This is a genomic window from Streptomyces sp. x-19 (assembly GCF_046549115.1).
Lineage (GTDB): Bacteria > Actinomycetota > Actinomycetes > Streptomycetales > Streptomycetaceae > Streptomyces > Streptomyces albulus_C.
The window spans coordinates 212,472-236,811 of record NZ_JAJPWK010000003.1 but is presented as its reverse complement, the minus strand read 5'-3'; the positions used below and the strand labels follow the sequence as shown (position 1 = coordinate 236,811).

Genomic DNA, 24,340 nt, shown 5'->3' with positions numbered 1-24,340 from the left:
GTCGTTGAGCGGTGACGCTGAGGACGAGGGGCACGGGGCCGGCCGGCCCGGTCCCGACGGCACGGTGGGAGCCGCCGTCGTGAGGCCGCGGGGCCAAGCCCGCCCGGGCCAGCGGCTCACCGGACTCGTGGACAGCAACGGGTTCGAGGCGCCGCGGGTCCCGCCGTGGATGCGGTGGCTGCCCGGCCTCTACGTCCTGCTGGTGCTGCTGCTGGAGTTCGTCACGCCCACCCAGTGGGCGGTCAGTTCGCTGCTCATCGCGGTGCCCGTGCTGGCGGCCTTCACCCACGGCCCGATCGGCGTCGCCGTCGTCACCGTCTTTGCCGTCGGCCTGGAGGGCGTGCTCGCGGGGACTCCGTGCTGCACGGGCCACAACATCCATCAGTTATGGGGGAACCACTATGTCGCGACGTACATCTCCACCTTGATCGTAGGGATCATGGGCGTGGCCCTGGCCGGGTATCGCCAGCGTCAGCGACGACGCCTGGTGCAGGTCAACTCGGTGGCGGAGGCGCTGATGCGCACGCTGTTGCGGCCGGTGCCGCACCGGGTCGGCGGGGTGCTGGCGGCCGGTCTCTACCGGTCGGCCGAGGTCGGCACGATGGTGGGCGGCGACCTCTACGACATCCGGGCCACCCAGGCCGGCGAGCGGGCCATCATCGGTGACGTCCGGGGCAAGGGGCTCCAGGCGGTCCGTACCGTCGCCGACATCCTCGGCAGCTTCCGCGAGGCGGTCTACGATCCCGGAGACCTCCTGGCGGTGGCGACCCGGATGGAACGGCGGCTGGCCCACGAGGCGGCGGAGATCCCCGACGACGAGCTGTTCGTGACCGCGGCCCTGATCGAGTACGACGCCGGCGCCCGCCAGCTGACGATCATCAACCACGGGCACATCGAGCCGGTGCTGATCTCGGACGGAGAGGTGGTCGCCCTCACGGGGCCGCCGGCCCTGCCACTGGGGTTGGGCGGGCTGGCGGCCGAAGTCCCCGTGTCGTACACGCACCCCTTCGGTGAGGGGGACGTGCTGCTGCTCTGCACCGACGGTCTGATCGAGGCACGCGATCAGACGGGCGCGTTCTATCCGTTGCTGGACCGGCTGACCCTCCGGTTCGGGGGCCGGCCCGCGCCCGGACCGGCCGACGTCATCGACTTCCTCAACACCGACCTCCCTCGCCACACCCGCGTACTCCACGACGACGTGGCGATCCTCGCCGTCGCCCCGTGCGGCCGGGAATCCGAGCCCGCGTAGAGCGGCTGACCCGCACCGCGTCCGGGGCGGGGCCGCCAGCGCGTCAGCAACGGGAAGACCGGGCGGGCACGGTGAACGGCAGGCGAGTCCAACAGCATCGCCGAAGCGGAAGGAAGCAAGGAGAGCGGACGAGCAGGGAAGCCGCGGGGAGCAGCAGGGCAGGGAGAGGGAACGGGGAGGGGAGGGGAGGGTAGGGGTGATGACGGTGCGGCCAAAGGCACGGATCGCAGAGGAGCGCAATCCGCTGCCGTCGGCACGGCCGGGGCGCCATGGGAGACCAGGGACTCGGGTCGCTTACGGGGGCGGGGCGGAGGACCCTGGAGACGTAGTGCTGGAGACGTAGTGGGGGTCGGGAAGAAGTTGTGAGGTGTCCGATGAGCACGCTCGAAGAACACATCGACATCAACGTTCCGCTGGAGACGGCGTGGGCTTGCCTCCATCGTGCGGAGACCTATCCACGGTTCCTGAACGGCGTCCGCCAGGCCCGAGCGGCGGGTGAACGGCGGGCGCGCCTGGACGTCGACGCGGGTGGCCGGGCGCAGGAGCTCCAGGTCGAGATCGTCGACCGGGAGATGGAGAACGTGATGACGTGGCAGACCACGAGCGGTCCCGATCTGGCCGGGACGTTCTCGCTGCTGCCCATCGACCGCGGGCACACCCGGATCCAGGCCCGGTTCGAGTACGACCCGGGCACGATCAAGGAGACCTTCGGCGGGCCGCAGGGCTTCGCGCAGGCGGTCGCCATCGAGCGGGGTGTCCGCATCGATCTCCAACAGTTCAAGGAGCTGGTGGAAGCCGAGCGCGCGGCCACGTGAGTCGGGCGCACGCTGCCGGACGTCAGACGAGGTGGCGTTCGGGCATCGGGCGTTCCACCCCGTCCAGTTCCAGGGTGCAGCGGGGCGCGGTCGGGACGAGCCGTGGCTCGCGGACGCGGACGCGGAAGAGCCGGACGGGGTCGTCGGGGAGTTCGCCGGTGAGGAGGTTCAAGCCGGTGTCGTGTGCCTCCTGGTAGGCGACGACCTTGCCGTTGACCAGGAGTTCTATCTCGCCGTCGCGCCCCGGGCCGATGTTCACGGTGATCGAGTGGCCGCCCTGATCGAGGTGGAAGTGGTGACTGCGTCCCATGGCTCTCGCCTCCCGTGGCCAGGCGGCGCGCGGTGCGACCGGCGCCCGCGTCCGACGGCTGCGTGCCTCGGGACGTCGGGTACGTCCCGACGTCCGCACTTCCAGGGTAGGGCGTGTCCGACGGGTCGGGGTCAACGAGGCCGCGGTGTCCGGTGCGGTGCATCGCAAGGCGCCGTGCCAGGGCGCCGCGGACGACCCGGCCCTGACCCATCGGACACGCCCTGGTCGTGTTGCGCGGGCCGGTCCGGTTCGAGGACGAGGAGGAGGGGAAGGCGAGTGACAATGGGGGGTGAGTGCCGTGCCGGGTGGTTCGCGGAGTGCGGGGCGCGAGGCCCCGCCCGGAGGAAGCACCGTCCGGGCCGGCGGGAGACGCTGATGAACGGCTCGGTCCGGATCGGGCGTGTGGTCGGGGTGCCGCTGCGCATGCACTGGAGCGTGCCGCTGCTGGTTGTGCTGTTCGCGTACGGCCTCGGGCGGCAGACGCTGCCGGTGATCGCTCCGGGGCGCTCCGCCGTCGTCTACGCCGTGGCCGGGGTCGTCGGGGCCGCGCTGCTCACCGGGAGCCTGCTGCTGCACGAGACGGCGCACGCCGCGATCGCGCGGCGCAAGCAGATCTCCGTGGAGGACGTGACCCTGTGGGCCTTGGGCGGGATGACGCGGATGGGCCGGCCGCAGACCGCGGCCGCGGCCTTCGCGGTCGCCGTCAGCGGCCCCCTGACCAGTCTGCTCATCGGGGGCGTCGCGCTGGGGGCCGGGTTCGGACTCAGTGAGCTGTCGGGGTGGGCGGTGCCCACGGTCGTTCTGGTGTGGTTGGGCTGGGCCAACGTCTTCCTGGGGGTGTTCAACCTGCTGCCGGCCGTGCCCCTGGACGGGGGGCGGGTGGTCCAGGCACTGATGTGGTGGCGCACCGGCGACCGGGACCGCGCGGACCTGGTGGCCTCCCGGGGCGGTCAGGTGATGGGCGGGTTGATGGTGGCCGCCGGCTGGTTCCTCGTACTGCGCGGCGCGGCGAGCGGGCTGTGGTTGGCGTTCATCGGGCTGTTCATCATGGTGGTCGCCGGGGCGGAGCGTCGCCGGGCGTCACTGCAGGCGTCGCTGCGCGGGTTGCGGGTGAGCGAGGCGATGTCCAGTCCGGTGGTGACCGGCGCGGACTGGTTGACCGTCCAACGCTTCATCGACGAGGTGGCCGTGCAGACCGGGCACTCCGCGGTGGCGCTGTTGGATTTCGAGGGGCGGCCGAGCGGCCTCGTCCAGCTCCGCAGGCTCGCGGCGATACCGGTCGCCCAACGCGCGGAACTCCGCGTGCGGGACGTGGCGACGCCGCTGTCGCAGTGCGCGGTGGCCACGCCCGACGACCTGCTGACCGAGGCGTTGGAGAAGCCGTCCCTGCGGACCGGGATGCGGATCCTGGTCGTGGACGCGGGACACCTGGTGGGGATCGTCACCGCCAAGGACGTCTCCCGGATGATGCAGCGGCGCACGCTGAGCGGACGGACGGGCGCCGGGTGAGCGCGCGGTTCCCGGCAGGACGGCGCACCCACGGCGCAGCTCCGTCGGGCGCCGGCAGGGACGGCGGTCACCGCCGCCGGCAGTGACCGGCCGGCGGCGACCGGGACAGGGACGACGGGGACAGGGACGACCGGAACAGGAGCGACGGGGACAGGGACGACCGGGACGGGAGCGACCAGGAGGGAGCGACGGTGAGGGAGACGGCGACGCGGTACGTCACGGTGACGGCGCTCAGCCACACCGGTCTGGTCCGGGAGCACAACGAGGACAGCCTGGTCGCCGGTCCCTGGACGCTGTGCGGCACGGTCACCGCCAACCCGCAGACGCTGCTGTTCCCGCTGGGCAGTCCCCTGGTGGTGGCGGTCGCCGACGGCATCGGCGGGCAGCCCGGCGGTGAGGTGGCGAGCGCGCTGACCGTGGCGCACCTGGCGGCGCTGGGGCCGTCGCTGGACAGCGAGGAAGCCGTGCGGGAGGCGCTGACCCGCTGCAACCGGGCGGTGTACGCCGCCGCCGAACGGAACCGCGCGCTGCTCGCGATGGGGACCACGGTGGCCGGCGCGGTCGTCCTGCCCGACTCCCTGCTGGTCTTCAACGTCGGCGACAGCCGGGTCCTGGAGGCGGACGGCGACGGGCTGCGTCAGGTGAGCGTGGACGACAGCCCGCCGCTCCAGGCCGGGCAGCGGACCACGTCGCTGGTGACCCAGGCGATCGGTGGCGCGGCCCGGTTCAGTGCGATCGCGCCGCACGTGCGGCGCGTCCCGTTGGACCGCGAGCGGCGGTACGTGGTGTGTACGGACGGGCTGACGGACCCGGTCCTGGAGGAGGAGATCGCCGCGATCCTGCGTGCCCACGACGGTGCACGGGCGACCTTCGAGCTCTGGAAGGCGGCCATCGAGGCCGGCGCCCCGGACAACATCACGATGGCGTTGGTGGGTGTCGGGGAGTGACGCGCGGGTGCGCGCCCAACTCCCCTTCTTCCGCGTTCTCTTGAGGGGAATTCGGCTGCGCGGGGAGCACCGCGGCGTCGGCCGGTTCGCGCGGGTCCACCGCCGTGCCCCGATCCTCGGGCCGAGACGGCGGCGCGCGGTGCCATCGGGCCACCGGCGTGCCGCGAGGCCGCCCGCGTCGCCGCCGGTCTATCCCCGGTCGCGGGGGAGCGCCGGCAGCCGCAGTCGATTTCCGGTGTCGTCGTCGAATTCCGCGCAGAACGCGCCGAGGGCGTCCTCCAGATGGGAGAAGGAGCGCGCGGCGAACAATACGGGCTGATAGCTGGAAATGCGGTACTGCGTACTGGCTGCGGCACACATGTCCAGTTCGCGGACTTCCCGGCCCTCGTGCGCGGCGATCTCCCCGTACGAGGACAACAGCGCCGCGCCGAACGCTTTCGGGGCGCCGGATTCGGTGACCAGCCCGAATTCGAGGGTGTACCAATACACCCGGCTGAGGATGTCCAACGCCTCAGGGGTCCGGACCCGGTTCGCGGCCCGCCCGATCACCCGGTAGAGCTCGGCGATGCGCGGTGACGACAGGTGGATCCCGTGTCCGAACACGTCGTGCAGCACGTCGGGTTCGGGGGTGTACAGCGGCACGGCCGGATGGCGGACGAACTGCACCGCGTGGAAGTAGCCGTGCTCCATCGCGCCCAGGAACCGCTCGTTGGGCACCACCCCGCCGGCCAGCGTGAGCGCGAAACCGGTGCGGGCCCGCAGCCCGACGGTCACGTCGGCGTGCTGCGGCACCCGCTCGGCCGGCACGTCCGTGTCCTCGCCGGCCTCCAGCACCGCCCGGCAGGCGTGCGCCCGGTGCGCCGGGGCCAGCGCGTCGTGCACCGTCCGCCACGTCCGGTCCTCGTCCTCGGTGTACGCGACGTCCGCGTACGGCGCCCCCACCGGATGGTTCTCGGCGCGGGCGGCCAGGGCGTCGCGCCGTCGCCGGTACTCCCGGTCGCAGCGCCCGGGGTGGTCGTTGGCCCGGCCCAGCCGCCCCTCGGTGGAGATGGGGGTCCGCTTCCGCATCGTGCTCATGGCCCTGTACCTGCCCCGCGGCCGGACGAAGATCACCTGACGTGGCGGACGTTTCACGCTGCGCCGCGGACCGGGCTCCACATGCGAGGCGAACGGCCGTCGGGCCGCCCCCGCCGCTTTCGACATCTCAACGCTTACCGCGCAACCCGTGGCGTTATTGCTTCGTTTCTTGACGATTCCACCTCTGGTGACGTTCACTCAGCCCTTCATGGGCCGAGTCAGGGCGGCCCCTGTGGAGGTACTTTTCATGAGGCCGATGAAGGCAATGGGCGCAGTGAACGTGATGAATGCAACAATACGTCGCCGCGTCGTCGTCAGTGCGCTGACGCTTTCCCTCGCCGCCCCCTTGGCGGCCTGCGGAAGTGATCATCAAGAAGCGCCCGAAGGGAAGGACCACATCGGCCTCCTCCTTCCCGAGAACAAATCCACCCGGTACGAGAAATTCGATCACCGCATCATTTCCCGACGCATCGCGGCGCTCTGCCTCGCCTGCAAAGTCGACTACGGGAACGCCCGGTCCAGCGCCGAGACCCAGCGCACCCAGTTCGAGGACATGGTGAAGAAGGGCGTCAAGGTCATCATCCTCGACCCGGTCGACGCCCGGGCCGCGAAGGACTGGGTGGACTCCGCCGCACGTCAGGGCGTGCAGGTCATCGCCTACGACCGGCTCGCCGAGGGCGACGTCAAGGCGTACGTCTCCTACGACAACGAGAAGATCGGCCGCCTCCAGGGCGAGGCGATCCTCGCCGCCCTGGGCCCGCGTGCAGCCAGCGCCAACGTCGTCATGTTCAACGGCTCCCCGGACGACCCGAATGCCCCGTCCTTCAAGAAGGGCGCGCACGCCGCCCTGGACGGCAAAGTTCGTAAAATCGTCTACGAGAAGGACGTTCCCGAATGGTCCGCGGCGATCGCGAAGAAGGACATGACCGACGTCATCAACTCCCTCGGTCCGCAGGGCTTCGACGCGGTCTACTCGGCGAATGACGGGATGGCCGACGGAATCACCGAGGCGCTGAAGTCGGCCGGTCTGAAGAATGTTCCGGTCGGCGGTCAGGACGCCGAACTCCCCGCATTGCAAAGGTTGTTGAACGGCACTCAGACGTTCACCCTCTACAAGGAGGTGCGGCCGGAGGCGGAGACCGCCGCACAGATCGCCTTCCGCCTGCTGCGCGGGCAGAGCATCACCTCGCTCACCTCCACCACCGCCGACAGCCCGAGCACGGCCCACGTCCCCGCCAAGCTCTTCAAGGCCACGGTGGTCACCAAGGAGAACCTCAAGGACACCGTCGTCAGCGACGGCGTGGTCCGCACCGACTGGCTCTGCACCCCGGCCCTCGCCGCGGAGTGCGCCACCCTCGGCCTCACCTGAGCCGTCCCCGGGGTCGGCCGGGGCACCCCGCCCCGGCCGGCCCCGGGCCCACCGCGGTCACCCGGACCGGTCGGCCCGCCCGATCCACGCGTACGCCGTCCGCGCGCTGAACTCCCGCTGGCCGCCCGGGAACACCAGTCCCGCCCCGGCGAAGCCCGGATCGTCGGCGCCGCCGGCCACGTAGGGCACCGCGATGCACCGCATCCCGGCCCGGCGCGCCGCCACGACCCCCGGCGCCGCGTCCTCCACCACCACGCACGCCGCCGGTTCGACCCGCAGTCGGCGCGCGGCCGCCAGGAACACGTCGGGCTCCGGCTTGCCGTGCGGCACCTCCTCGGCCGACACCACCGTGGTCAGCAGCGCGTCCAGCCCGGTGCCGGCCAGCACCGTCTCGATCGCGGCCCGGGACGACCCCGACGCCACCGCCATCGGGTGCCCGCCCGCGGCCAGCCGCCCCACCAACTCCCGCATTTGGGGGAACACCGCGGTCCCCGCCCGCGCCAGCTCCAGGTAGAGGCGGTTCTTCCGGGCCAGCAGCTCCTCCACCGGCGCGTTGAGCCCGTACTCCCGCGCGAGGATCTCCAGGGTCTCGCGAGTGCCGATCCCGATGAAGCGGGCGTGCCGCTCCCAGGTGAAGTCCGTGACGCCGTACTGGGCCAGCAGGCGCCGCCCCGCCTCGAAGTAGGTGGGCTCGCTGTCCACCAGCGTCCCGTCCAGGTCGAACAGGACGGGCGCCGGGCCGCCGCGCGCCGCCCCGTCCGGCACCGTTCAGCCCGCCCGGCCGGCCGTGCCGCCGACGGCCTCGACCAGCGGCAGCATCCGGTGCGGCACCCGCTCGCGCAGCGCCATCTCGGTCCGCGTGCGGACCACCCCGGGCAGGCTGATCAGCCGCTGGATGACGTCCTCCAGGTGGGCGGCGTCCCGGGCCACGACCCGCGTCAGCAGGTCCCCGCCGCCGGTCGTGGAGAACGCCTCGATGATCTGCGGCACCTCGGCCAGTGCGGTGGCGACCTCCTCCAGGTGCCCCTGGGTCACCTCGATGTGCACGAAGGCCAACACCGGATGGTCCAGTGCGGCGGGCGAGAGCCGCGGGCCGTAGGCGGTGATCACGCCGTCCCGCTCCAGGCGGTCGAGCCGGGCCTGCACCGTCCCGCGGGCGACTCCCAGCACCCGGGCGTACTCGCGCACGCTCGTGCGGGGCTGCTCCAGCAGCAACCGGAGGATCTTCGCGTCCAGCGCGTCCACGGCCATCGGCGCACGGCCTCCTCGCGGTCCGGGGTGTCGGAAGGACGGTCGGAGCGTCCCGGGCATAGATCCATTATCCAGGCGCGAGGCCCCGCCCGTCACCGCCCTCAAGAACGATCTTTCGTGGTGATTTATCCACTTAACGTGGAGGCCGCCGACCCGCCGCAGGGTCACCACCGACGTCTGGAGCCCCGATGACGCACGAGGCGCAGCAGCGCAGCACCGACCACGGCGACGGCCCCGGCCGGCCGACACCCGAACTCGCCGCGGTGGCGGCGGAACTCGTCGCCATGGCCGCCGCGGACCAGCAGGCCGCCCCACGCGCCAACGCCGCAGACTTCGCCGACCAGTTGGCCTGGCGTCGGCTGACCGCCCGGCACGCCGACCGGCTCACCGAGATCGTCGACGCACACGGCTGGCCCACCGCGGACCGCTTCGGTGCGGACGCCGCCCGCGGCGCCTGGCTGATAGCCCAGCACGCCGACCGGCAACTGGAGGTCCAGCGGCGCGCCGTGCACCTGCTCGAACGCGCCGTCGCGGACGGCCTGGCGAGCCCCGGGGACCTGGCCTTCCTCACGGACCGCACACTGGTCAACGACGGGCGCGAACAGATCTACGGCACCCAGATCGCCGGGGTCCGCGCCGGTGCGCCGGTGCCGTGGCCGTGTCGCGAGCCGGAGCGGATGGACCAGCTGCGTGCCGAGGTGGGCATCCCGCCGTTCGACGAGTACGTCGCCCGGTTCGCCTGAGTGGCGGCCGGCACCCCGGCCCGCGGGCCCGCGGGGAGTCCCGGACGGCGGTACCGGCCGCTCGGGGCTCCCCCCGTTCGGGGCCGCCTCAGGTGAGGGTCAGCGTGGCCTTCTGGTCGGCGGCCGAACTGCCGCCCACGTAGAGGTCGACGGCGCCCGGCTCCAATCGGAGTTCGCCGTGCGGGTCGTTGCTCCAGAACCCGAGGTCCGCGGCGGCCAGCCGGAACCGCACCGTCCGGCTCTTGCCCGGCGCCAGCGTCACCCGCTGGAAGCCCCGCAGCCGGCGGACCGGCTGGGCGATGCTGGCGACCCGGTCGTGGACGTAGAGCTGGACCACCTCGTCGCCGGGCCGGGAGCCGGTGTTGGTGACGGTCGCGGCCACCTCGACGGTGTCGCCCTCGCGCAGGGCGCCCACCGGGATCCGCCCCGTGCTCAACTCGGGCGCGCCGGTGCGGAAGGTGGTGTAGCTCAGGCCGTGGCCGAACGGGAACTGCGGGCCGTCGGGCAGGTCGAGGTACTTCGAGGTGTACTTGTCGTCGGGGGAGTAGGGGCGGCCGGTGTTCTCGTGGTTGTAGTGGACGGGGATCTGTCCGGCCGACCGCGGGAAGGAGACCGGCAGCTTGCCGCCGGGGTTGACCGCGCCGAACAGCACGTCGGCGAGGGCGGGGCCGGCCTCGATCCCGGGATGCCAGGCCACGAGCACTGCCGGCGCGCGCTCCACCCAGTCGGCCACCGTCAGCGGCCGCCCGTTGACCAGGACCACCACGAACGGTTTGCCGGTCCCCGCGACGGCCTCGACCAACTGCCGTTGCGCGCCGGGCAACCCGATGTCGCTGCGCGCGGCGGCCTCCCCGCTGAGCGCCGGGGGTTCACCCACCACCACGACGGTTACCTCGCAGGCTTCGGCGGCCGCGACGGCCGCCGGGATGCCACTGGTGTCGTCGCCCTGCGGAGCGACGCCGCGGGCGTGCCGCACGGTGCTGCCCGGCGCCGCCCGCCGCACCGCGTCCAGTACCGTGCCGGCCGGGAACTTCTCCGCCGCGGGCGGCATCACCCACGTCCCGAGCAGGTCGGTGGAGTCGCCGAACGGCCCCACCACCGCGAGCGAACCGACCGAACGGGCGAGCGGCAGCACCCCGCGGTCGTTCTTCAGCAGCACCATCGACCGGCTCGCCGCCGCCCGGGCCGCCGCCCGGCTCTTTGCGGACGGCGCGCCGATCGCCCCGCCCTCGTCGGCGTACGGGTGCGCGAACAGCCCGAGCGCGAACTTCAGGCGCAGCACCCGGGCGACCGCGTCGTCCACCCGCCGCGCGCTGATCCGCCCCTCCCGCAGGAGCCGCTTGCCGTGGGTGACCAGATGGGTGCTGGTCATCTCCATGTCGACCCCGGCGTTGAGCGCCAGCCGCGCGGCGTCCGCGCCGTCCTCGGCGACCCCGTGCGGGATCAGCTCCTGCACGCCGTTCCAGTCGCTCACCACCATGCCGTCGAAGCCCCACTCCCGCCGCAGGAGGTCGGTGAGGGTGTGCGGGTTGGCGTGTGCCGGGACGCCGCCGATCGTGTTGAACGCGGCCATCACGGTGGCCGCCCCGGCGTCCAACGCGGCCTTGAACGGCGGGAGGTAGAGGTTCCGCAGTCGGGACTCGGAGACGTCCACGGTGTTGTAGTCCCGGCCGCCCTCGGCGCCGCCGTAGGCCACGAAGTGCTTGGCGCAGGCGGCGATCCGGTCGCCGGCGGACAGTCGGTCCCCCTGGTAGCCGCGGACCTTGGCGGTGGCGAACGCGGCCGTCAGGTACGGGTCCTCGCCGTTGCCCTCGGCGATCCGGCCCCAGCGCGGTTCGTGCGTCACGTCCATCATCGGCGCGAAGGTCCAGTGCACGCCGTTGGACCGGGCCTCGCGCGCCGACACCTCCGCGTCCCACACGGCGACCTGCGGATCGAAGCTCGCCGCCTGCGCCAGCGGGATCGGGAAGGTCGTCCAGAAGCCGTGGATGACGTCGAGCCCGAACAGCAGCGGGATGCCCAGCCGTGACTCCTCGACGGCGATCCGCTGGAGCGCGTTGCAGGTCCGGGCGCCGAAGATGCTGAGCACCGAGCCCAACCGCCCGGCCCGCGCGGCCTCTTCGACGGCCTTGGTTCCCGGCCCGCCCGGCCCGGTGTCGTAGGCCCAGGGGAGTTGCTGCAACTGCCCCAGCTTCTCTTCGAGAGTCATACGCGCCAGCAGTGCGTCGACCTTCCGGTCGTACGGTCCCGGCCGGCGCCCGGACGGTGCCGGTGCCTCGGCGGCCCCGGCCGCGGCGGCGCGCGGGACCGCCTGTGCCGGGGACGGCCCGGTGCCCGTCAGGCCGGCGGCCGCTGCGGTACCACCCGCGGCGGCCAACAGGGAACGACGTCGCAGCCCACCCATGCCTTCACCTTTTTCATCCATCGAGGGGTAAAGGTTCTCTCAAGGCGCCAAGAGCTGAAGTGACGGTAAGTGGCCCGCAGTTGGTCGTCAAGGAGGCGTGCGCGGGCCCGTCCACCGCGTCGCGCCCCCGGCCCGAAGAGCGCGAAGAGCCCGGAGTGGCCCCCGGCCGGTGCGGCGGCGATGATGCACGGCATGACCGACGTGCCCGCTGCCCCCGCCGCCCCCGCCGCCGTACGCCTCGACGACTTCACCGGCGCCGACCTGACCGAGATCCTCGGTCCCGGCCCCGACCCCTTCGGTGTCGCCGCCACCGGCCTGACCTGGCTGCCGAAGGAGGAACACTTCGGCATCCGGCTCGACGGGCGGCTGGTGGCCCACGCCGGTCTGCGCCGGCTGCCCGTCGACCTCGGCGGGACACCGACCCCGGTGATCGGCGTCGGCGGGGTCGCCGTGGCGGCCGACGTGCGCGGCCGGGGGCTGGCCCGACGGGTGGTGGCGGCCGCCCTCGACCACGCCCGCACCATGGGGCCACGGCACGCCCTCCTCTTCTGCCGCCCGGCGCTCCTCCCGCTCTACCTGCGACTCGGCTGGCGCGAGGTGCCGGCCGAGGTGCGCGTCGAGCAGCCCACCGGACCCGTCGTCATGCCGCTGCGCACCCTGTGGACCCCGCTGCACGACGGCGCCGCCTGGCCGCCCGGCCCGGTGCGGGTGCGCTCGCTGCCCATGTGAGGCGCACCGCCACGGGGCACCGGGTCACGGCCCTTTGCCGGCGAGCATGGCGCGGGCGAGCCGGGCCGCGGTCCGGTGCCACTTCCCGGCCTCCTGGAGCATGGTGTGGCGCCCCCGCGGCATCGTGAGGAACTGCACGTCAGCGCCGGCCAGTCGGGCACGTTCACCGTACGCGCGCGAGTCCTGGTAGCCGGTGACGCGGTCGTGGACGTCGTGCAGCAGCGCCAGGGGCTTTCCCCGGAGGTGGTCCACCGGGTCCTCGGGCGGGCACCAGGGCGCGAGGGCGACGATGCCGTGGACCGCGGGGTGGCCGCCGGCGTGGAGCGCCGCCCGCCCGCCCATGGAGTGGCCGACGAGGACGATCCGCAGCCCGGGGTGGTCGGCCACCAGTGCCTCGATGGCCCACCGGGCGTCGCGGGCGGCGTCCGCCGCCGCGCCGTTCCAGCCGCGGCAGCGGTAGCGCACGGACGCGAGCAGCGGTGCTTCCCCCGCCGCCGCCCGGGCCACCGCGCGCCGGAACGGCCGCATGCGCAGCGCGGGGAGGTTCAGCAGCGGCGGCGGTCGGGTGCCGTCGGCCCGGCCGCCGTGGAGGAACAGCACCGCGGAGCGCGGGGCGGCCGGGCTGCGGTGGACGACGAGCGGCCGGTGCGCCGGGTCCGACGACGGACCGTGGGTGCGGGTGGCGCGGTCGGCGGTGGTCATCGGTGTGGTCCCTTGCGTCGCGGGGGGAGCGGGAGGAATCCACTGGTGCGTGCCCGGTAGGCGGCGTAGCCGGGACGGTGCGCCAGGTGGTTCTCCGGCAGGCGTTTGCCGCTGCCGCCGATGAGAAGGTACGACATCACCAGCGGTGACGCGCACGCGGCGGCGGCGGCCTGCCAGTCGCCGCAGGTCAGGGCGAACAGCCCCCACCAGACGAGGAAGTCGCCGAAGTAGTCGGGGTGGCGGGTCCAACTCCACAGCCCCCGGTCCATGATGAGCCCGCGGTGGCGCGGATCGGCCTCGAACCGGGCGAGTTGGAAGTCGCCGACGGTCTTGAAGACGAACCCCGTCGTCCACAGCAGCACGGCGACGACCGCTTCGCCGCCCAGCGGCGCGGCAACGTACTGCGCGGCCTGGACGGGGAGGGAGACCAGCCAGACCAGGCCGGCCTGGAGGAGGTAGACGGTGCGCAGGGCGTACAGGGCGGGGTTGCCGCGGGCCTTGGCGAGCATCCGCGCGTAGCGTCATCTCCACGCTCACCACGGCGTCGTGGGAACCGGTGGCGTGCCGGTAGTCGCAGAGTTCCACCGTCACCCGGTCCGCGCATCCGGCGTCCGCGATCCGCCGCCGGGCGAGGTCGCGCTGCTGGTCGGAGAGGGTGAGGGTGACGACGTCGGCGCCGCGCCGGGCGGCGCGCAGAGCCAGTTCGCCCCAGCCGGTGCCGATCTCCAGCAGCCGGGTGCCCGCGCCGACCCCGCCCAGGTCCAGGAGCCGGTCGATCTTGCGGTGCTGCGCGGCGGCCAGCCCCTCCCGGTCACCGGGGAACCCGTCGAAGACCGCGGAGGAATAGCTCACGGTGTCGTCGAGGAAGGCCGCGAACAGGCCGTTGGACAGGTCGTAGTGGCGGTGGACGTTCTCCCGGGCGCCGGTCAGGGCGAACGCCTGCTGATCGCCGCGGGCGACCCGGTCGAGCAGGGATTCCAGGGCGCCGGGCTGGGGCGCCGGGGACGGGGTTCGCCGCGGGCTGCGACGTGCATGAACACCTCCGGGGGGAGACACGGTCACCCTTGGTTCGGCGCCGGGCGCAGCGTGGATCGGTCGGGGACGGAAGGGAGTGCGGCCGACGCTAGCGGCGAACTGCGGGGGCGTCGCGCAGGCCCGACCGGAGGGCCGCCGCACGGGGCCCTCCCGGCGCGCGGGACGGCCACGCGCGCGGGCCGCGCGGCCGACGGGCTCGCACCCGCTCCGCGCGCCGCGTGCGGTGAGGAGTGCTCCATTGGCCTCCCAGTGGCAGCCCGCGAAGATCTAAAACTGTGCCATTGGCCCAATTAATTAGTTGACTGTTGAGCAATCGGCCGTGTCGATGCTGAGATGTACGAGTCGATGGCGCTGCGGGATCCCCCGCGGCGCCTTTCTCATGTCGTGGTGCACCTGTGCACGGAAGGGGCGGGGCAACTTGCTGAAGAAGGCGTTCGTGGCGCCGGATCCGGGGCGGATCCGGCTGCGGTTCGCGGCCCGGGCCGTGATCGGGGTCGGCTGCGCCGTGGCGTTGTGCGGAGCGGCCGGACACTCGCTGGTCGCGGCGATCACCGGCGGCCTGGCCGCGCTGCTCGCCTTGTTCACGGTGACCGATCCGACGGTGCGCGGCCAGGCCGTGACGACCGCGCTGCTGCCGCTCGTCGGGCTCCCGGTGCTCGGCCTCGCGGCTCTGCTGCACGACGTGCCCGTCGCACGCGACCTGGCGTTCCTCGCCGTCGTGGGGGCCGGGGTGTACGCGCGGCGGTGGGGGCCGCGCGGGCACGCACTGGGCGTCTTCGCCTTCATGATCTTCTTTGCCGCGCAGTTCCTGCACACCGTCCCCGGCCAGCTCCCCGAGCTGTACGCGGCGGTACTGCTCGGCCTCGCGGCGTCGTCGGCGGTGCGGTTCGCCGCCTGGTGCTACGAACGGCGGTTGCCGGCCCCCGTCGCGCCGCCCGCGCCGGCCGGCGGGACGGGGTTCGCACGGATCACCACGCGGCAGGCGGTGCAGGCGACCGTGGGCGCCGCCCTCGCGCTCGGCGCCGGGCAACTCCTGTCCGACCAGCGCTGGTACTGGGCCGTGGGCGCCGCCTGGTGGGTGTTCGTGAACACCACCTCGCGGGGCGAGACGATCGTCCGCGGGTTCCGGCGGTTCCTGGGAACGGTGCTCGGGGTCGCCCTCGGCTTCGCCGTCGCCGTCCCGCTGCACGACGAACCGATCGCGGCCGCGGCGGTCGTCGCCCTCAGCGTCTTCGGGATCTTCTACGCCGCCGCCGTCTCCTACACCTGGATGATGCTCGCCGTGACGGTGCTGGCGAGCATGCTCTACGGGCTGCTCGGCGTGCTCGACCCGGCGCTGCTCGCGCTGCGGGTGGGCGAGACGGCCGTCGGCGCGGCGGGCGCCCTGCTCGCGGTGCTCCTCGTGCTGCCGGTGACCACGCACGCCGTCACCGACGACCGGGTCGAGCAGGCCGTGCGGTGCGTGCACGCGTGCACGGCCGCGGCCGCCGCCCGGCTGGCCGGGGACGCGGCGGCCGACCCGGCGCCGCGGGTCGCCGAACTGGAGGCGATCCTCGGTCGCGTGCGGCTGTCCCTCGTCCCGCTGCTGCATCCGCTCAGCCCTTCGCGGGCGCGCAAGCGACGGGCCCGGCAGATCGTCGCGCTGCTCGACGCCTGCGCGCGCGAGGTGCGCGGGCTCGCCTCGATCGCCGCCGACCCGGTGGCCTCGCACGACGCCCGGCTCGTCGCGGCGTGCTGGCGGGTGGAAGCCGCCGTCGAGGCCCTCACCGACGCCCCGATCGACGCGCGCCGCCGGCAGGCCGGAGCCGAGACCGTCGCGCACGCCGCCGACGGCGAACCCGTCCTGGCCCACCTGCACGCCCTGGAACAGGCGCTCCTCGCCCTCGCCGGGCCCCTCGGCAGGTCCGGCCGCGTGACGGCGGGGGCCTGACCACCCGCGGCCCCGCGACGCGGACGGCGACACCCGCCCGCGTCGCGCCGGCCGGCCACGGTCCACTCCCGGCCACTCCCGGCGCCGCACCCACCCGTCCTGTTAGCGTCGCCCGGATAGCGCGAGGCCGTCCCAGAGGGGGCCGCGGCGGGCACGCCGCCCCTCAAGGACGGCCCGACGGGCAGGCGGACGAAGGGCGGCGACCCATGGCGACGACGCAACCAGGGACCGGGCGGACCACCGGCGGACCCGCCGACGGCGCGGGCCTCCGCGCCTACCTCGGCTCCTTCACCGCGGCCGGCGGCCACGGCATCACCACCGCGGCCGTCGACCCGGAGACCGGCGCGCTGACGCCGCTGCACTCCACCGACGCCGTCCCCAACCCCTCCTACCTGGTGCCCGACCGGGCCGGCCGTCGCCTCTACGCCGTCAGCGAGACCCCGCACGGCGCCGTCGCCGCCTTCCGCCTCACGCCCGAAGGGCCGGACCTGCTCGCCCCCGCCGTCCCCGTGGGCGGCGCCGACCCCACCCACCTCACCCTGACCGCCGGCCACTTGGTCACCGCCAACTACAGCTCCGGCGACGTCAGCACGCTCCCCGTACGGGACGACGGCACCCTCGACGGCCCGGCGCGGGTCCTCGCCCACCAGGGCAACGGCCCCCGGACCGACCGCCAGGAGGGACCGCACGCCCACGCCGTGCTGCCCGACCCCAGCGGTCGCTGGCTGCTCGGCGTCGACCTGGGCACCGACTCGGTCCGCACCTACGCCCTCGCCCCCGCGAGCGGCACGCTCACCCTGCACGACGAGGCGCCCCTGCGTCCCGGCAGCGGCCCCCGCCACCTCGCCTTCCACCCGGCCGGCCACCTCGCCTGCGTCATCAACGAACTCGACCCGACCCTGACGCTCTGCCGCTGGGACGCCGACCGGGGCACGCTGACGCCGCTGGGGGAGACTTCCCTGCTGCCGGTCGGCGCCGCGGGCACCGACCCGACGTTCCCCTCCGCGCTCGTCATCTCCCCGGACGGCCGGTTCGCCTGGGCCGCCAACCGCGGCCACGACAGCATCGCGGTGCTCTCCCTCGACGCCCGGGCCGGGACCGCCACCCTGCACGCCACCGTGCCGTGCGGCGGCCACTGGCCGCGCGACCTCGCGCTCCACCCCGACGGGCGCCACCTCTACGCCGCCAACGAACGCTCCGGCGACGTCACCTGGTTCACCGTCGACCCCGAGACCGGCCTCCCCGTCCACGGCGGCTCCGTCGCGGCACCGGCCGTCTCCTGCGTGGTCTTCGCCTGACGGGACCCTGCCGGGCGCACCCCGGACGGCCGGTCGGCGCGGCCGTCACCCCTCGGGGAAGCGCCCGCCGAAGTACACCTGGGTCTCGGTGAGCCGCCCGTCCCGCACCGTCATCACCTCGACGTTACGGTGCCGTTCGCCGCTCAGGAGCTCGTACGCGTAGCGGACGAAGACCTGGCCGTCGCCGAACGGGACGGCGTCCAGGACCACCTGGGAGCGGACCCGGTCCGCGGTGGGGAAGCAGACCTCCAGGAACGCGGCCCGGTCGATGTGGTCGTCCTGCGGACTGGTGAAGACGAACTCCTCGGCGAGCAGCCGCTCCATGGCCGGCCGGTCCTGGGCCAGGTACGCGGCGAAGCAGGCGCGGGCGACGTCCTCGGGTGCGGTGGTGTCCGGCATGGTGTCCTCCTCGTGGTGCTGACGGGGTGGGCCATGACGGTAGACGGGGCGGCGCGGCCCGCTTCATCGGCCGCGCGGGAACGGGGGCCGCCGGGCGGAGCACACAGGGGCGCACGACGGCCGCTGAGCGCCCCTACGCCGCCCGCGGCCGGCCTGCCGTCGCTCCCCGGTCCACGCCGCCCGCCCGGCCCGCCCAGTGGGCGTCTGCGCCGCTCAGCGGGGGTGCGGGTGGCGGACCGGGGCCGGAGCGCGCGACGGGCCGCCCCGCGCGTGCGGCGCGGGACGGCCCTCGGTGAACGGGTGCGGGGCTCCGGTCGTCCTGCCGGTGCCGCGCGACGGTGACGCAGGCTTACCGGACGGCCGCCCCCAGCCCCTGACCCGGCAGGGTGATCCCCATCTTGGCCGCGTAGTTCGACAGCACCAGCCGGCCCACCGCGCCGTACGCGCCCAGCGCCTCGGCGGACGCGCAGCCCGCCTCCGCCGCGGCCGCCCCCAGCAGGCCGTCGGCGAGTTCCGGGCCGATCAGGTACGGGGCCAGCGCCAACTGCTGCGAACCGGAGGTGCGCAGCTGCTCGGCGGTGCGGGCGATGGCGCCCTCCTCGTCCAGGCCGGCGGCCAGCACCGGCACCGCCAGCCGGGCGGAGAGCAGCATGCCGGTGATGCCGGCGGCCTGCACCGCCTCCTCGCCGCCGACGGTGGCCAGGATGATGCCGTCCGCGGCGGTCGCGACGGTGAACAGCCGCGCCCGGTCGGCCCGGGCCAGACCGGCCTCGGACAGTCGGACGTGCAGCGCCTCGGCGAGGAGCGGGTGCGGGCCGAGGACGTCGGTCAGTTCGGCCCCGGAGCCGCTGTTCATGATGGCCTGACGTATCCGGCGCAGCAGGGCGCTGTCCGGCCCGGCCAGCAGCGGGACGACGACCGCGCCGGGACCGGGATCGGGCTGGCCGGCCTCGACCGCCCGCGCCTTCTGCTCGGCGGCGGCCTGCGTCAGCACCGCCTCCAGCGACGGGAACGCGTCGTCCCCGCCGTCGACGTAGCCGATCCGGGCGTCGAGGCCGGGCAGTTCGGACCGGGCGATGCTGGAGACCTCCTCCGCCAGGCTGCGCGAGGCGGAGGAGGGTGCGCCGGGCACGGCCAGCACCAGGGCGGGTGCGCCCTCGGGTGCGGCGAGCGGTTCCGGCTTGCGGTGGCGGCCGGGCTGCCGGCGCGGCATGCGGACGGGCAGGCCGGGGGCTGCGGCGTCGATACGGGGCGAGCCAGGTGCGGGCCCAGTGGGGGAACTCATGGCGCCGCATGCTAACGCCTCGTCGTGCCCGGCTGCCGAGGGAGGGTTCCGCCACGAGGTATCCGTCCCGATTTATCCCGCGCGTCGGGGTGGCGAGTCCGTCACATGCCCTGTGATCTGCAACAACTTCCCGTCGACGGGGAGCGTCAGCCGGTCCTCGGCCAGCGCCGCGGCGATCGCCAGCGCGCCGTCGAGCGGGCTCCCGAGGGCCTCGGCGGGCCGGGCTCCGGGGAGCCGTGCGGCGAGCGCCGCGCGCAGCGGGTCCCGCAGCGGGGCGCCCAGGGCGAGCAGGCCCCCGGTGAGCGCGACCGCCGCGTCCGGGACCGGCGGGCAGACCGCGGCCGCGGCGTCCGCGACGTGGCGCGCGGCGTCGGTCAGGATCCCGGCGGCGACCGCGTCCCGCGCCGCGCACCGGGCGACCTCGGGGGCGAACGAGGCCAGTACGGCGGGCCGGTCGGGCCGTGGATAGAGCGCGGCGGGCAGTCCGGCGACCGGTCCGAACACCGCCTCCGCCCGGGCCAGCAGCGCCTGTGAGCCGCCGGGACGGCCGTCGTGGGCGCGCAGCGCCGCCTCCAGCCCGGCCCGCCCGATCCAGGCGCCGCTGCCGCAGTCGCCCAGCAGGTGCCCCCAGCCGTCGGCCCGGCGCCAGCCGCCCGACGGTGTCAGGTCGGTGCCCAGGGCGACCAGGCCGGTGCCGGCGGCGACCACGACGCCCGGCCGCTGGCCGAGCGTCCCGGCGTAGGCGGTCACCGCGTCCGCGGCGAGGGCGAGGCGCCGCACCCCGAAGGCGTCGGACAGCGCCCCGGGCAGCCGGGCGCGCAGGGCGTCGCCGAGGGTGCCCATGCCGGCGGCGCCGACGCACCCCGCGGCGAACCCGACCGCCCCCACCTCCCGCGCCAACTCCGTTGCGGCCGGCAGGAGTTGTTCGAGCATGTGGTCCGCGTCGATGCCGGCCGGGCCGGTGTGGACCGGTTCGTGCGAGGTGAACGCGGCGGCCGGCCGGGGCCGTCCACCGTCCGGCGCGATCCGGGCCACCGCGATCCGCAGGCCGGACCCGCCCGAGTCCACGCCCAGCACGTGGTCGCCGGCGCCGTCGCCCACGGGCTCAGCCAAGGCCGCGGGCGTCCTGCTTGAGGGCGGTGTCGACGGTCAGCGCGGTGGCCACGACCAGGCTCAGCAGCGGGTCGGGCAGCTGCCGGTGGATCTGCAGCACGTAGTTGTCCGCGGTGGTGAACATCGTCTTCGCCAGGCCCTCCCAGGTCTTGGTGATCCGGGCGATCTCGGTCTCGGTGTGGTCGACGATGGCGAAGTTCCAGGCGCGCCAGTTCTCCGCCTTGATGGCGCCGACCTGCTGGCCGTTGACCTGCATCGCGAAGTTGATCTTCCCGATGGCGTTCTGCTGGACGATCTCGCCGACCGGCTGGCCGTCCGGACGTGCCACCAGCACCTTGGACTTGATCAGCTTCGCGGGCCGGGTCAGCACCAGCTGGGGCTGGCCGTAGGCGTCCCGGATCTCCAGCTTGTGGGTCATGTACTGGTCCAGGCTGGAGACCACCCGGAGCACCTTCTTCGCGGTGCTCTGGCCGATCTCGACGACCGAACCGAGGGTGTTGCCGTGCTGGTCGTAGACCGCGTACTCGTTGCTCACCTCGATGAGCTTGGCCTTCTGGTTGACCACCAGCACGGGCTCGGTGAAGAGCGAGCCGCCGCCCGGCCCGGTGGGGGCCACGCCGGCCTGCTGCTGCGCCTGGTGCCGGATGCCGGCCTGCTGCTGCGCCTGGTGGTGCGCCTCGGCGGAGTGCGCGCCCGGCTGACCGGCCTGCCCCGGCATCTGCTGCGGGTACCCGCCCTGCTGACCGTACGGGGCGCCGCCGGGCTGCTGGCCGTACGGGGCCTGGGCCGGCTGTTGCTGCGGCGCGTACTGCTGGGGCGCCTGCTGCTGGGCGGGCAGCGGCTGGCCGGGGTGACCGGCCTGTGCCGCGGGCTGGGCCTGCTGACCGGGGTGCGTGTGACCGGTCCACTGGGCGCCGTCCCACCAGCGGAGCAGGTGGGGGGTGCCCTGCGGGTCGGCGTACCAACCCGCAGGGATGTTCGCATTCGTCATGCGGGGAACACTATCCCCCGCCCCCAAGGCCCGCTCCGGCTCAGGGCAGGCGCCAGTCCACCGGCTGGGCGCCCTGCCCGACGAGGAGCTCGTTGACCCGGCTGAACGGCCGCGAGCCGAAGAACCCGCGGTCGGCGGACATCGGGGAGGGGTGGGCGGACTCGACCGCCGGGAGGTTGCCCAGCAGCGGTCGCAGATTGCGCGCGTCGCGTCCCCAGAGCACCGCCACCAGCGGGCCGCCGCGCGCCACCAGGGCCCGGATGGCCTGCTCGGTGACCTGCTCCCAGCCCTTGCCGCGGTGCGCGGCGGGCTTGCGCGGGGCGGTGGTCAGCGCTCTGTTCAGCAGCAGTACGCCCTGCTTGGTCCACGGGGTGAGGTCGCCGTTGGCGGGCCGGGGCAGCCCGAGGTCGGAGTGCATCTCGCGGAAGATGTTCTCCAGGCTCCCGGGCAGCGGGCGGACGTCCGGCGCCACGGAGAAGCTCAGCCCGACGGCATGGCCCGGGGTGGGGTAGGGGTCCTGCCCGACGATGAGCACCCGCACCTCATCGAAGGGTTGCTGGAAGGCGCGCAGCACATTGTTGCCGGCGGGGAGGTAGGTCCGGCCGGCGGCGATCTCCGCCCGCAGGAAGTCGCCCATCGCGGCGATCTGTCCGGCGACCGGCTCAAGTGCCTTGGCCCAGCCTGGTTCGACGATGTCTTGGAGAGGTCGTGCAGCCACGGGGTCACCCTACTGGCCGAGGCCCGCCCCCCTTCACCTTCCGGCCAACCGCCGCTCAGCCCACCGCCGCCGCCCGCACGCACAGCACGTCGGGCAGGTGGGCGGCGAGTTGCCGCCAGCTGTCGCCGTCGTCGGCGCTGGCGTAGAGCTCGCCGTTGCGGTTGCCGAAGTACACCCCCGCGGGGTCGGCGTCGTCGACGCAGAGGGCGTCCCGCAGCACCGTGCCGTAGTGGTCCTCGGCCGGCAGCCCGGCGTCCAGCGGCTCCCAGCTCGCGCCGGCGTCGCAGGTGCGGAAGACCCGGCAGCGGTGTCCGGCCGGGACCCGGTCGATGTCCGCGGTGATCGGGAAGAGGTAGGCGACGCCGGTCCGGTGGGGGTGCGCGGCCACCGTGAAGCCGAAGTCCGAGGGCAGTCCGGAGCCGATGTCCGACCAGCTCGCCCCGGCGTCGTCGCTGCGGTAGACGCCCCAGTGGTTCTGGAGGTAGAGCCGGTCGTGCTCGACCGGATCCGGTGCGATCTTGTGGACGCACTGCCCGAACTCGGGGTGCTGGTCGGGCAGGAAGACGGCCTTGACGCCCTTGTTGGACGGCGCCCAGCTGGCGCCGCCGTCGTGGCTGCGGAACACCCCGGCCGCGGAGACCGCGACGGTCACCGCGGCGGCGTCCCGCGGGTCGGTGACCACGGTGTGCACGGCCAGCCCGCCGCCGCCCGGCACCCACTTCGTGCGGCTGGGGTGCTCCCACAACGCCCGGACCAGCTCGAAGGTCTCGCCGCGGTCCGCGGACCGGAAGAGGCCGCCGGGCTCGGTGCCGGCGTAGACCACCTCGGGCGCGGCGGGGCCCGCGGGGTGCAGCTGCCACACCCGCTCCAGCGAAGTGCCGGTGTGCTTCGGGTACGTGACGGCCGGTCGGGCCGGCTCGCGCCAGCTCTCGCCCAGGTCGTCGGAGTGGAAGACCGACGGGCCCCAGTGCGCGCTGTCGGCTCCGGCCAGCACCCGCGGCCGCGGACCACGGGTGTCGATCGCGAGGGAGTACACCGCCTGCGCGGGGAAGTGCGGGCCGCCCAACTGCCAGCCGCCGCGCCGCCGGCGGCCGAGGAACAACCCTTTGCGGGTGCCCACCGCGAGGAGCACGTCTGTCATGCCGGAACACCTCCAGGACGCCGTTGTCTCAGCTGGTCGTCAGTGTGCACCCGGCCACTGACAACGGCGCGCCGGTCGGTGTCCGCGCAGGTCAGACGGCCCGGTGGTACTGCTGCGGGAGGTGCGTGGCGGCGCCGAGTTCGCGCGCCGCGTGCTGGGCGAAGCTCGGCGAGCGCAGCAGTTCCCGGCCGAGCAGCACCGCGTCGGCCTGGCCGTCCGCGACGATCTTCTCGGCCTGCCGGGCCTCGGTGATCAGGCCGACGGCGCCCACCGCGAGGCCGGCCTCCTTCTTGACCCGCTCGGCGAACGGCACCTGGTAGCCCGGTGCGACCGCGATCTTCGCGTCCGGGGCGTTGCCGCCGGTGGAGGTGTCCAACAGGTCGACGCCGTGCTCCCGCAGGTCACCGGCGAACCGCACGGTCTCGTCGGCGGTCCAGCCCTCGCGGTCGTCGCTCGCGTCCTCGCTGAGCCAGTCCGTCGCCGAGATCCGGAAGAACACCGGCAGCTCGTCGGGCCAGACCGCGCGCACCGCGTCGACGACCTCCAGGGCCAGTCGCGTCCGGTTCTCGTACGAGCCGCCGTAGGCGTCGGTGCGCCGGTTGCTGTAGGGGGAGAGGAACTGGTTGATCAGGTAGCCGTGCGCGCCGTGGATCTCGGCCACCTGGAAGCCGGCGGCCAGCGCCCGGCGAGCGGTCTCGGCGAACTTCCCGACCAGCTCGGCGATCTGCTCGGCGGACAGCTCGGCGGGGGTGGTGGACCGCTCGGTGAACGCCAGAGGGCTCGGGCCGACCGGCTGCCAGCCGTACTGCTCCTCGGGCCGGAGGGTGCGGCCGCGGTCCACCCAGGTGCGTTCGGTGGACGCCTTGCGGCCGGCGTGCGCGATCTGGATGCCGGGAACGCTGTTCTGGGCCTTGATCGCGTCGGTGATGCGGCGGAACGCCGCCGTCTGGGTGTCGTTCCATAGCCCGAGGTCGTAGGGGCTGATCCGGCCCTCGGGGCTGACCGCGGTCGCCTCGGTCAGGATCAGGCCGGTGCCGCCGGCCGCCCGCGCCGCCAGGTGCTGGAAGTGCCAGTCGCCGGGCGCGCCCTCGGCCGGACCTTCGGGGGCCGCGGAGTACTGGCACATGGGCGCCATCCAGAGGCGGTTCGGGATGGTCAGCGACCGAAGGGAGAGGGGTTCGAAGAGTGCGCTCACGGCAGGCTCCTGTACCTGGACGGGTGGGGACGATCGACCCCACGTTCATACGATAGGCATCGTAGTACGGCAGGTGTCAAACTACGAAGGGTCTCGTACAATGGGGCTTCGGAGGCTGCGGCGACCCCCT

Annotated in this window: 22 protein-coding genes and 2 pseudogenes; 9 read left to right on the top strand and 15 right to left on the bottom strand. The window is 74.0% G+C overall.

From position 1 onward, the window contains the following. The first annotated feature begins 79 nt into the window (after positions 1 to 79). Together ACLJT4_RS09720 and ACLJT4_RS09715 are read left to right on the top strand one after the other, a co-directional pair. On the top strand, positions 80 to 1,249 hold the full coding sequence (locus tag ACLJT4_RS09720; RefSeq protein WP_411121900.1) for a PP2C family protein-serine/threonine phosphatase: 1,170 nt from the start codon (positions 80 to 82) through the stop codon (positions 1,247 to 1,249). A 374-nt stretch (positions 1,250 to 1,623) separates the two neighbouring features. Beyond that, positions 1,624 to 2,064 carry an SRPBCC family protein gene (locus ACLJT4_RS09715; RefSeq protein ID WP_233656660.1) on the top strand — a complete coding sequence of 147 codons (441 nt, stop codon included), beginning with the start codon at positions 1,624 to 1,626 and terminating at the stop codon, positions 2,062 to 2,064. Positions 2,065 to 2,086: 22 nt separating this feature from the next. Here the strand turns inward: ACLJT4_RS09715 and ACLJT4_RS09710 are convergent, their stop codons facing one another. Beyond that, on the bottom strand, positions 2,087 to 2,374 hold the full coding sequence (locus ACLJT4_RS09710) for a hypothetical protein (protein WP_016572397.1): 288 nt from the start codon (positions 2,372 to 2,374) through the stop codon (positions 2,087 to 2,089). Positions 2,375 to 2,749: 375 nt separating this feature from the next. Here ACLJT4_RS09710 and ACLJT4_RS09705 point away from each other — a divergent pair, with 375 nt between their 5' ends. Both ACLJT4_RS09705 and ACLJT4_RS09700 read left to right on the top strand, forming a co-directional pair. After that, positions 2,750 to 3,883, top strand: a complete 1,134-nt coding sequence (locus ACLJT4_RS09705; RefSeq protein ID WP_411121899.1) for a site-2 protease family protein — start codon at positions 2,750 to 2,752, stop codon at positions 3,881 to 3,883. Between the two features lie 191 nt (positions 3,884 to 4,074). Further along, positions 4,075 to 4,830, top strand: a complete 756-nt coding sequence (locus ACLJT4_RS09700) for a PP2C family protein-serine/threonine phosphatase (protein WP_411121898.1) — start codon at positions 4,075 to 4,077, stop codon at positions 4,828 to 4,830. Between the two features lie 189 nt (positions 4,831 to 5,019). On the opposite strand, the gene ACLJT4_RS09695 is transcribed toward ACLJT4_RS09700, so the two are convergent. Continuing rightward, positions 5,020 to 5,907 carry a phenylalanine 4-monooxygenase gene (locus ACLJT4_RS09695; protein ID WP_411121897.1) on the bottom strand — a complete coding sequence of 296 codons (888 nt, stop codon included), beginning with the start codon at positions 5,905 to 5,907 and terminating at the stop codon, positions 5,020 to 5,022. Positions 5,908 to 6,190: 283 nt separating this feature from the next. Here ACLJT4_RS09695 and ACLJT4_RS09690 point away from each other — a divergent pair, with 283 nt between their 5' ends. Beyond that, the gene (locus tag ACLJT4_RS09690; RefSeq protein ID WP_411121896.1) at positions 6,191 to 7,276 is read left to right on the top strand and encodes a sugar ABC transporter substrate-binding protein; all 1,086 of its coding nucleotides are present in this window, start codon (positions 6,191 to 6,193) and stop codon (positions 7,274 to 7,276) included. Positions 7,277 to 7,333: 57 nt separating this feature from the next. Here the strand turns inward: ACLJT4_RS09690 and ACLJT4_RS09685 are convergent, their stop codons facing one another. Continuing rightward, positions 7,334 to 8,041 (bottom strand): HAD family hydrolase, encoded by a 708-nt coding sequence (locus tag ACLJT4_RS09685; RefSeq protein ID WP_411121895.1) that lies wholly within the window; start codon positions 8,039 to 8,041, stop codon positions 7,334 to 7,336. A gap of 3 nt (positions 8,042 to 8,044) precedes the next feature. Beyond that, a complete protein-coding gene (locus ACLJT4_RS09680) occupies positions 8,045 to 8,527 on the bottom strand; it encodes an Lrp/AsnC family transcriptional regulator (protein ID WP_016572391.1) in 483 nt (160 codons plus the stop codon). Between the two features lie 188 nt (positions 8,528 to 8,715). Here ACLJT4_RS09680 and ACLJT4_RS09675 point away from each other — a divergent pair, with 188 nt between their 5' ends. After that, positions 8,716 to 9,270, top strand: coding sequence for a DUF6624 domain-containing protein (locus ACLJT4_RS09675; RefSeq protein ID WP_411121894.1), 555 nt, complete (start codon positions 8,716 to 8,718; stop codon positions 9,268 to 9,270). 88 nt (positions 9,271 to 9,358) lie between these two features. Here the strand turns inward: ACLJT4_RS09675 and ACLJT4_RS09670 are convergent, their stop codons facing one another. Beyond that, positions 9,359 to 11,674, bottom strand: coding sequence for a glycoside hydrolase family 3 N-terminal domain-containing protein (locus ACLJT4_RS09670; RefSeq protein WP_411121893.1), 2,316 nt, complete (start codon positions 11,672 to 11,674; stop codon positions 9,359 to 9,361). A gap of 192 nt (positions 11,675 to 11,866) precedes the next feature. On the opposite strand from ACLJT4_RS09670, the gene ACLJT4_RS09665 reads away from it, so the two are divergent. Further along, a complete protein-coding gene (locus tag ACLJT4_RS09665; protein ID WP_411121892.1) occupies positions 11,867 to 12,403 on the top strand; it encodes a GNAT family N-acetyltransferase in 537 nt (178 codons plus the stop codon). Between the two features lie 24 nt (positions 12,404 to 12,427). Here the strand turns inward: ACLJT4_RS09665 and ACLJT4_RS09660 are convergent, their stop codons facing one another. From ACLJT4_RS09660 to ACLJT4_RS09650, 3 genes and pseudogenes are all read right to left on the bottom strand, one after another. Then, positions 12,428 to 13,105, bottom strand: a complete 678-nt coding sequence (locus ACLJT4_RS09660) for an alpha/beta hydrolase (protein WP_411122346.1) — start codon at positions 13,103 to 13,105, stop codon at positions 12,428 to 12,430. After that, a pseudogene (locus ACLJT4_RS09655) lies at positions 13,102 to 13,626 on the bottom strand (DUF1295 domain-containing protein); the annotation flags it as partial. The gene ACLJT4_RS09660 and the pseudogene ACLJT4_RS09655, both read right to left, overlap by 4 nt. Next, positions 13,529 to 14,029, bottom strand: a pseudogene (locus ACLJT4_RS09650) (SAM-dependent methyltransferase); the annotation flags it as partial. The pseudogenes ACLJT4_RS09655 and ACLJT4_RS09650, both read right to left, overlap by 98 nt. Before the next feature lie 529 nt (positions 14,030 to 14,558). Between ACLJT4_RS09650 and ACLJT4_RS09645 the strand changes: the two are divergent. Together ACLJT4_RS09645 and ACLJT4_RS09640 are read left to right on the top strand one after the other, a co-directional pair. Beyond that, complete coding sequence (locus tag ACLJT4_RS09645) at positions 14,559 to 16,070, top strand: FUSC family protein (RefSeq protein ID WP_411121891.1); 1,512 nt, start codon at positions 14,559 to 14,561, stop codon at positions 16,068 to 16,070. Between the two features lie 206 nt (positions 16,071 to 16,276). Continuing rightward, complete coding sequence (locus ACLJT4_RS09640) at positions 16,277 to 17,368, top strand: lactonase family protein (protein WP_411121890.1); 1,092 nt, start codon at positions 16,277 to 16,279, stop codon at positions 17,366 to 17,368. A gap of 45 nt (positions 17,369 to 17,413) precedes the next feature. Here the strand turns inward: ACLJT4_RS09640 and ACLJT4_RS09635 are convergent, their stop codons facing one another. From ACLJT4_RS09635 to ACLJT4_RS09605, 7 genes are all read right to left on the bottom strand, one after another. After that, on the bottom strand, positions 17,414 to 17,767 hold the full coding sequence (locus ACLJT4_RS09635; protein WP_016579184.1) for a nuclear transport factor 2 family protein: 354 nt from the start codon (positions 17,765 to 17,767) through the stop codon (positions 17,414 to 17,416). Positions 17,768 to 18,116: 349 nt separating this feature from the next. Then, complete coding sequence (locus ACLJT4_RS09630) at positions 18,117 to 19,052, bottom strand: sirohydrochlorin chelatase (protein WP_233656674.1); 936 nt, start codon at positions 19,050 to 19,052, stop codon at positions 18,117 to 18,119. Between the two features lie 72 nt (positions 19,053 to 19,124). After that, positions 19,125 to 20,165 carry an N-acetylglucosamine kinase gene (locus tag ACLJT4_RS09625; protein WP_411121889.1) on the bottom strand — a complete coding sequence of 347 codons (1,041 nt, stop codon included), beginning with the start codon at positions 20,163 to 20,165 and terminating at the stop codon, positions 19,125 to 19,127. Continuing rightward, the gene (locus ACLJT4_RS09620) at positions 20,158 to 21,156 is read right to left on the bottom strand and encodes a phospholipid scramblase-related protein (RefSeq protein WP_411121888.1); all 999 of its coding nucleotides are present in this window, start codon (positions 21,154 to 21,156) and stop codon (positions 20,158 to 20,160) included. The genes ACLJT4_RS09625 and ACLJT4_RS09620 overlap by 8 nt, the downstream gene beginning before the upstream one ends. Positions 21,157 to 21,196: 40 nt before the next feature. After that, positions 21,197 to 21,874, bottom strand: coding sequence for a uracil-DNA glycosylase (locus ACLJT4_RS09615; protein WP_411121887.1), 678 nt, complete (start codon positions 21,872 to 21,874; stop codon positions 21,197 to 21,199). 55 nt (positions 21,875 to 21,929) lie between these two features. Beyond that, positions 21,930 to 23,015 carry a WD40/YVTN/BNR-like repeat-containing protein gene (locus tag ACLJT4_RS09610; protein WP_411121886.1) on the bottom strand — a complete coding sequence of 362 codons (1,086 nt, stop codon included), beginning with the start codon at positions 23,013 to 23,015 and terminating at the stop codon, positions 21,930 to 21,932. A 91-nt stretch (positions 23,016 to 23,106) separates the two neighbouring features. Further along, a complete protein-coding gene (locus ACLJT4_RS09605; protein ID WP_411121885.1) occupies positions 23,107 to 24,210 on the bottom strand; it encodes an NADH:flavin oxidoreductase/NADH oxidase in 1,104 nt (367 codons plus the stop codon). Positions 24,211 to 24,340 lie beyond the last annotated feature (130 nt).

Coding starts and splice junctions, on each gene's coding strand:
- ACLJT4_RS09715 (WP_233656660.1), top strand. CDS start 1,624: ATGAGCACGCTCGAAGAACACATCGACATCAACGTTCCGCTGGAGACG.
- ACLJT4_RS09710 (WP_016572397.1), bottom strand. CDS start 2,374: ATGGGACGCAGTCACCACTTCCACCTCGATCAGGGCGGCCACTCGATC.
- ACLJT4_RS09705 (WP_411121899.1), top strand. CDS start 2,750: ATGAACGGCTCGGTCCGGATCGGGCGTGTGGTCGGGGTGCCGCTGCGC.
- ACLJT4_RS09695 (WP_411121897.1), bottom strand. CDS start 5,907: ATGAGCACGATGCGGAAGCGGACCCCCATCTCCACCGAGGGGCGGCTG.
- ACLJT4_RS09690 (WP_411121896.1), top strand. CDS start 6,191: ATGAATGCAACAATACGTCGCCGCGTCGTCGTCAGTGCGCTGACGCTT.
- ACLJT4_RS09680 (WP_016572391.1), bottom strand. CDS start 8,527: ATGGCCGTGGACGCGCTGGACGCGAAGATCCTCCGGTTGCTGCTGGAG.
- ACLJT4_RS09675 (WP_411121894.1), top strand. CDS start 8,716: ATGACGCACGAGGCGCAGCAGCGCAGCACCGACCACGGCGACGGCCCC.
- ACLJT4_RS09670 (WP_411121893.1), bottom strand. CDS start 11,674: ATGGGTGGGCTGCGACGTCGTTCCCTGTTGGCCGCCGCGGGTGGTACC.
- ACLJT4_RS09665 (WP_411121892.1), top strand. CDS start 11,867: ATGACCGACGTGCCCGCTGCCCCCGCCGCCCCCGCCGCCGTACGCCTC.
- ACLJT4_RS09660 (WP_411122346.1), bottom strand. CDS start 13,105: ATGACCACCGCCGACCGCGCCACCCGCACCCACGGTCCGTCGTCGGAC.
- ACLJT4_RS09640 (WP_411121890.1), top strand. CDS start 16,277: ATGGCGACGACGCAACCAGGGACCGGGCGGACCACCGGCGGACCCGCC.
- ACLJT4_RS09635 (WP_016579184.1), bottom strand. CDS start 17,767: ATGCCGGACACCACCGCACCCGAGGACGTCGCCCGCGCCTGCTTCGCC.
- ACLJT4_RS09630 (WP_233656674.1), bottom strand. CDS start 19,052: ATGAGTTCCCCCACTGGGCCCGCACCTGGCTCGCCCCGTATCGACGCC.
- ACLJT4_RS09620 (WP_411121888.1), bottom strand. CDS start 21,156: ATGACGAATGCGAACATCCCTGCGGGTTGGTACGCCGACCCGCAGGGC.
- ACLJT4_RS09610 (WP_411121886.1), bottom strand. CDS start 23,015: ATGACAGACGTGCTCCTCGCGGTGGGCACCCGCAAAGGGTTGTTCCTC.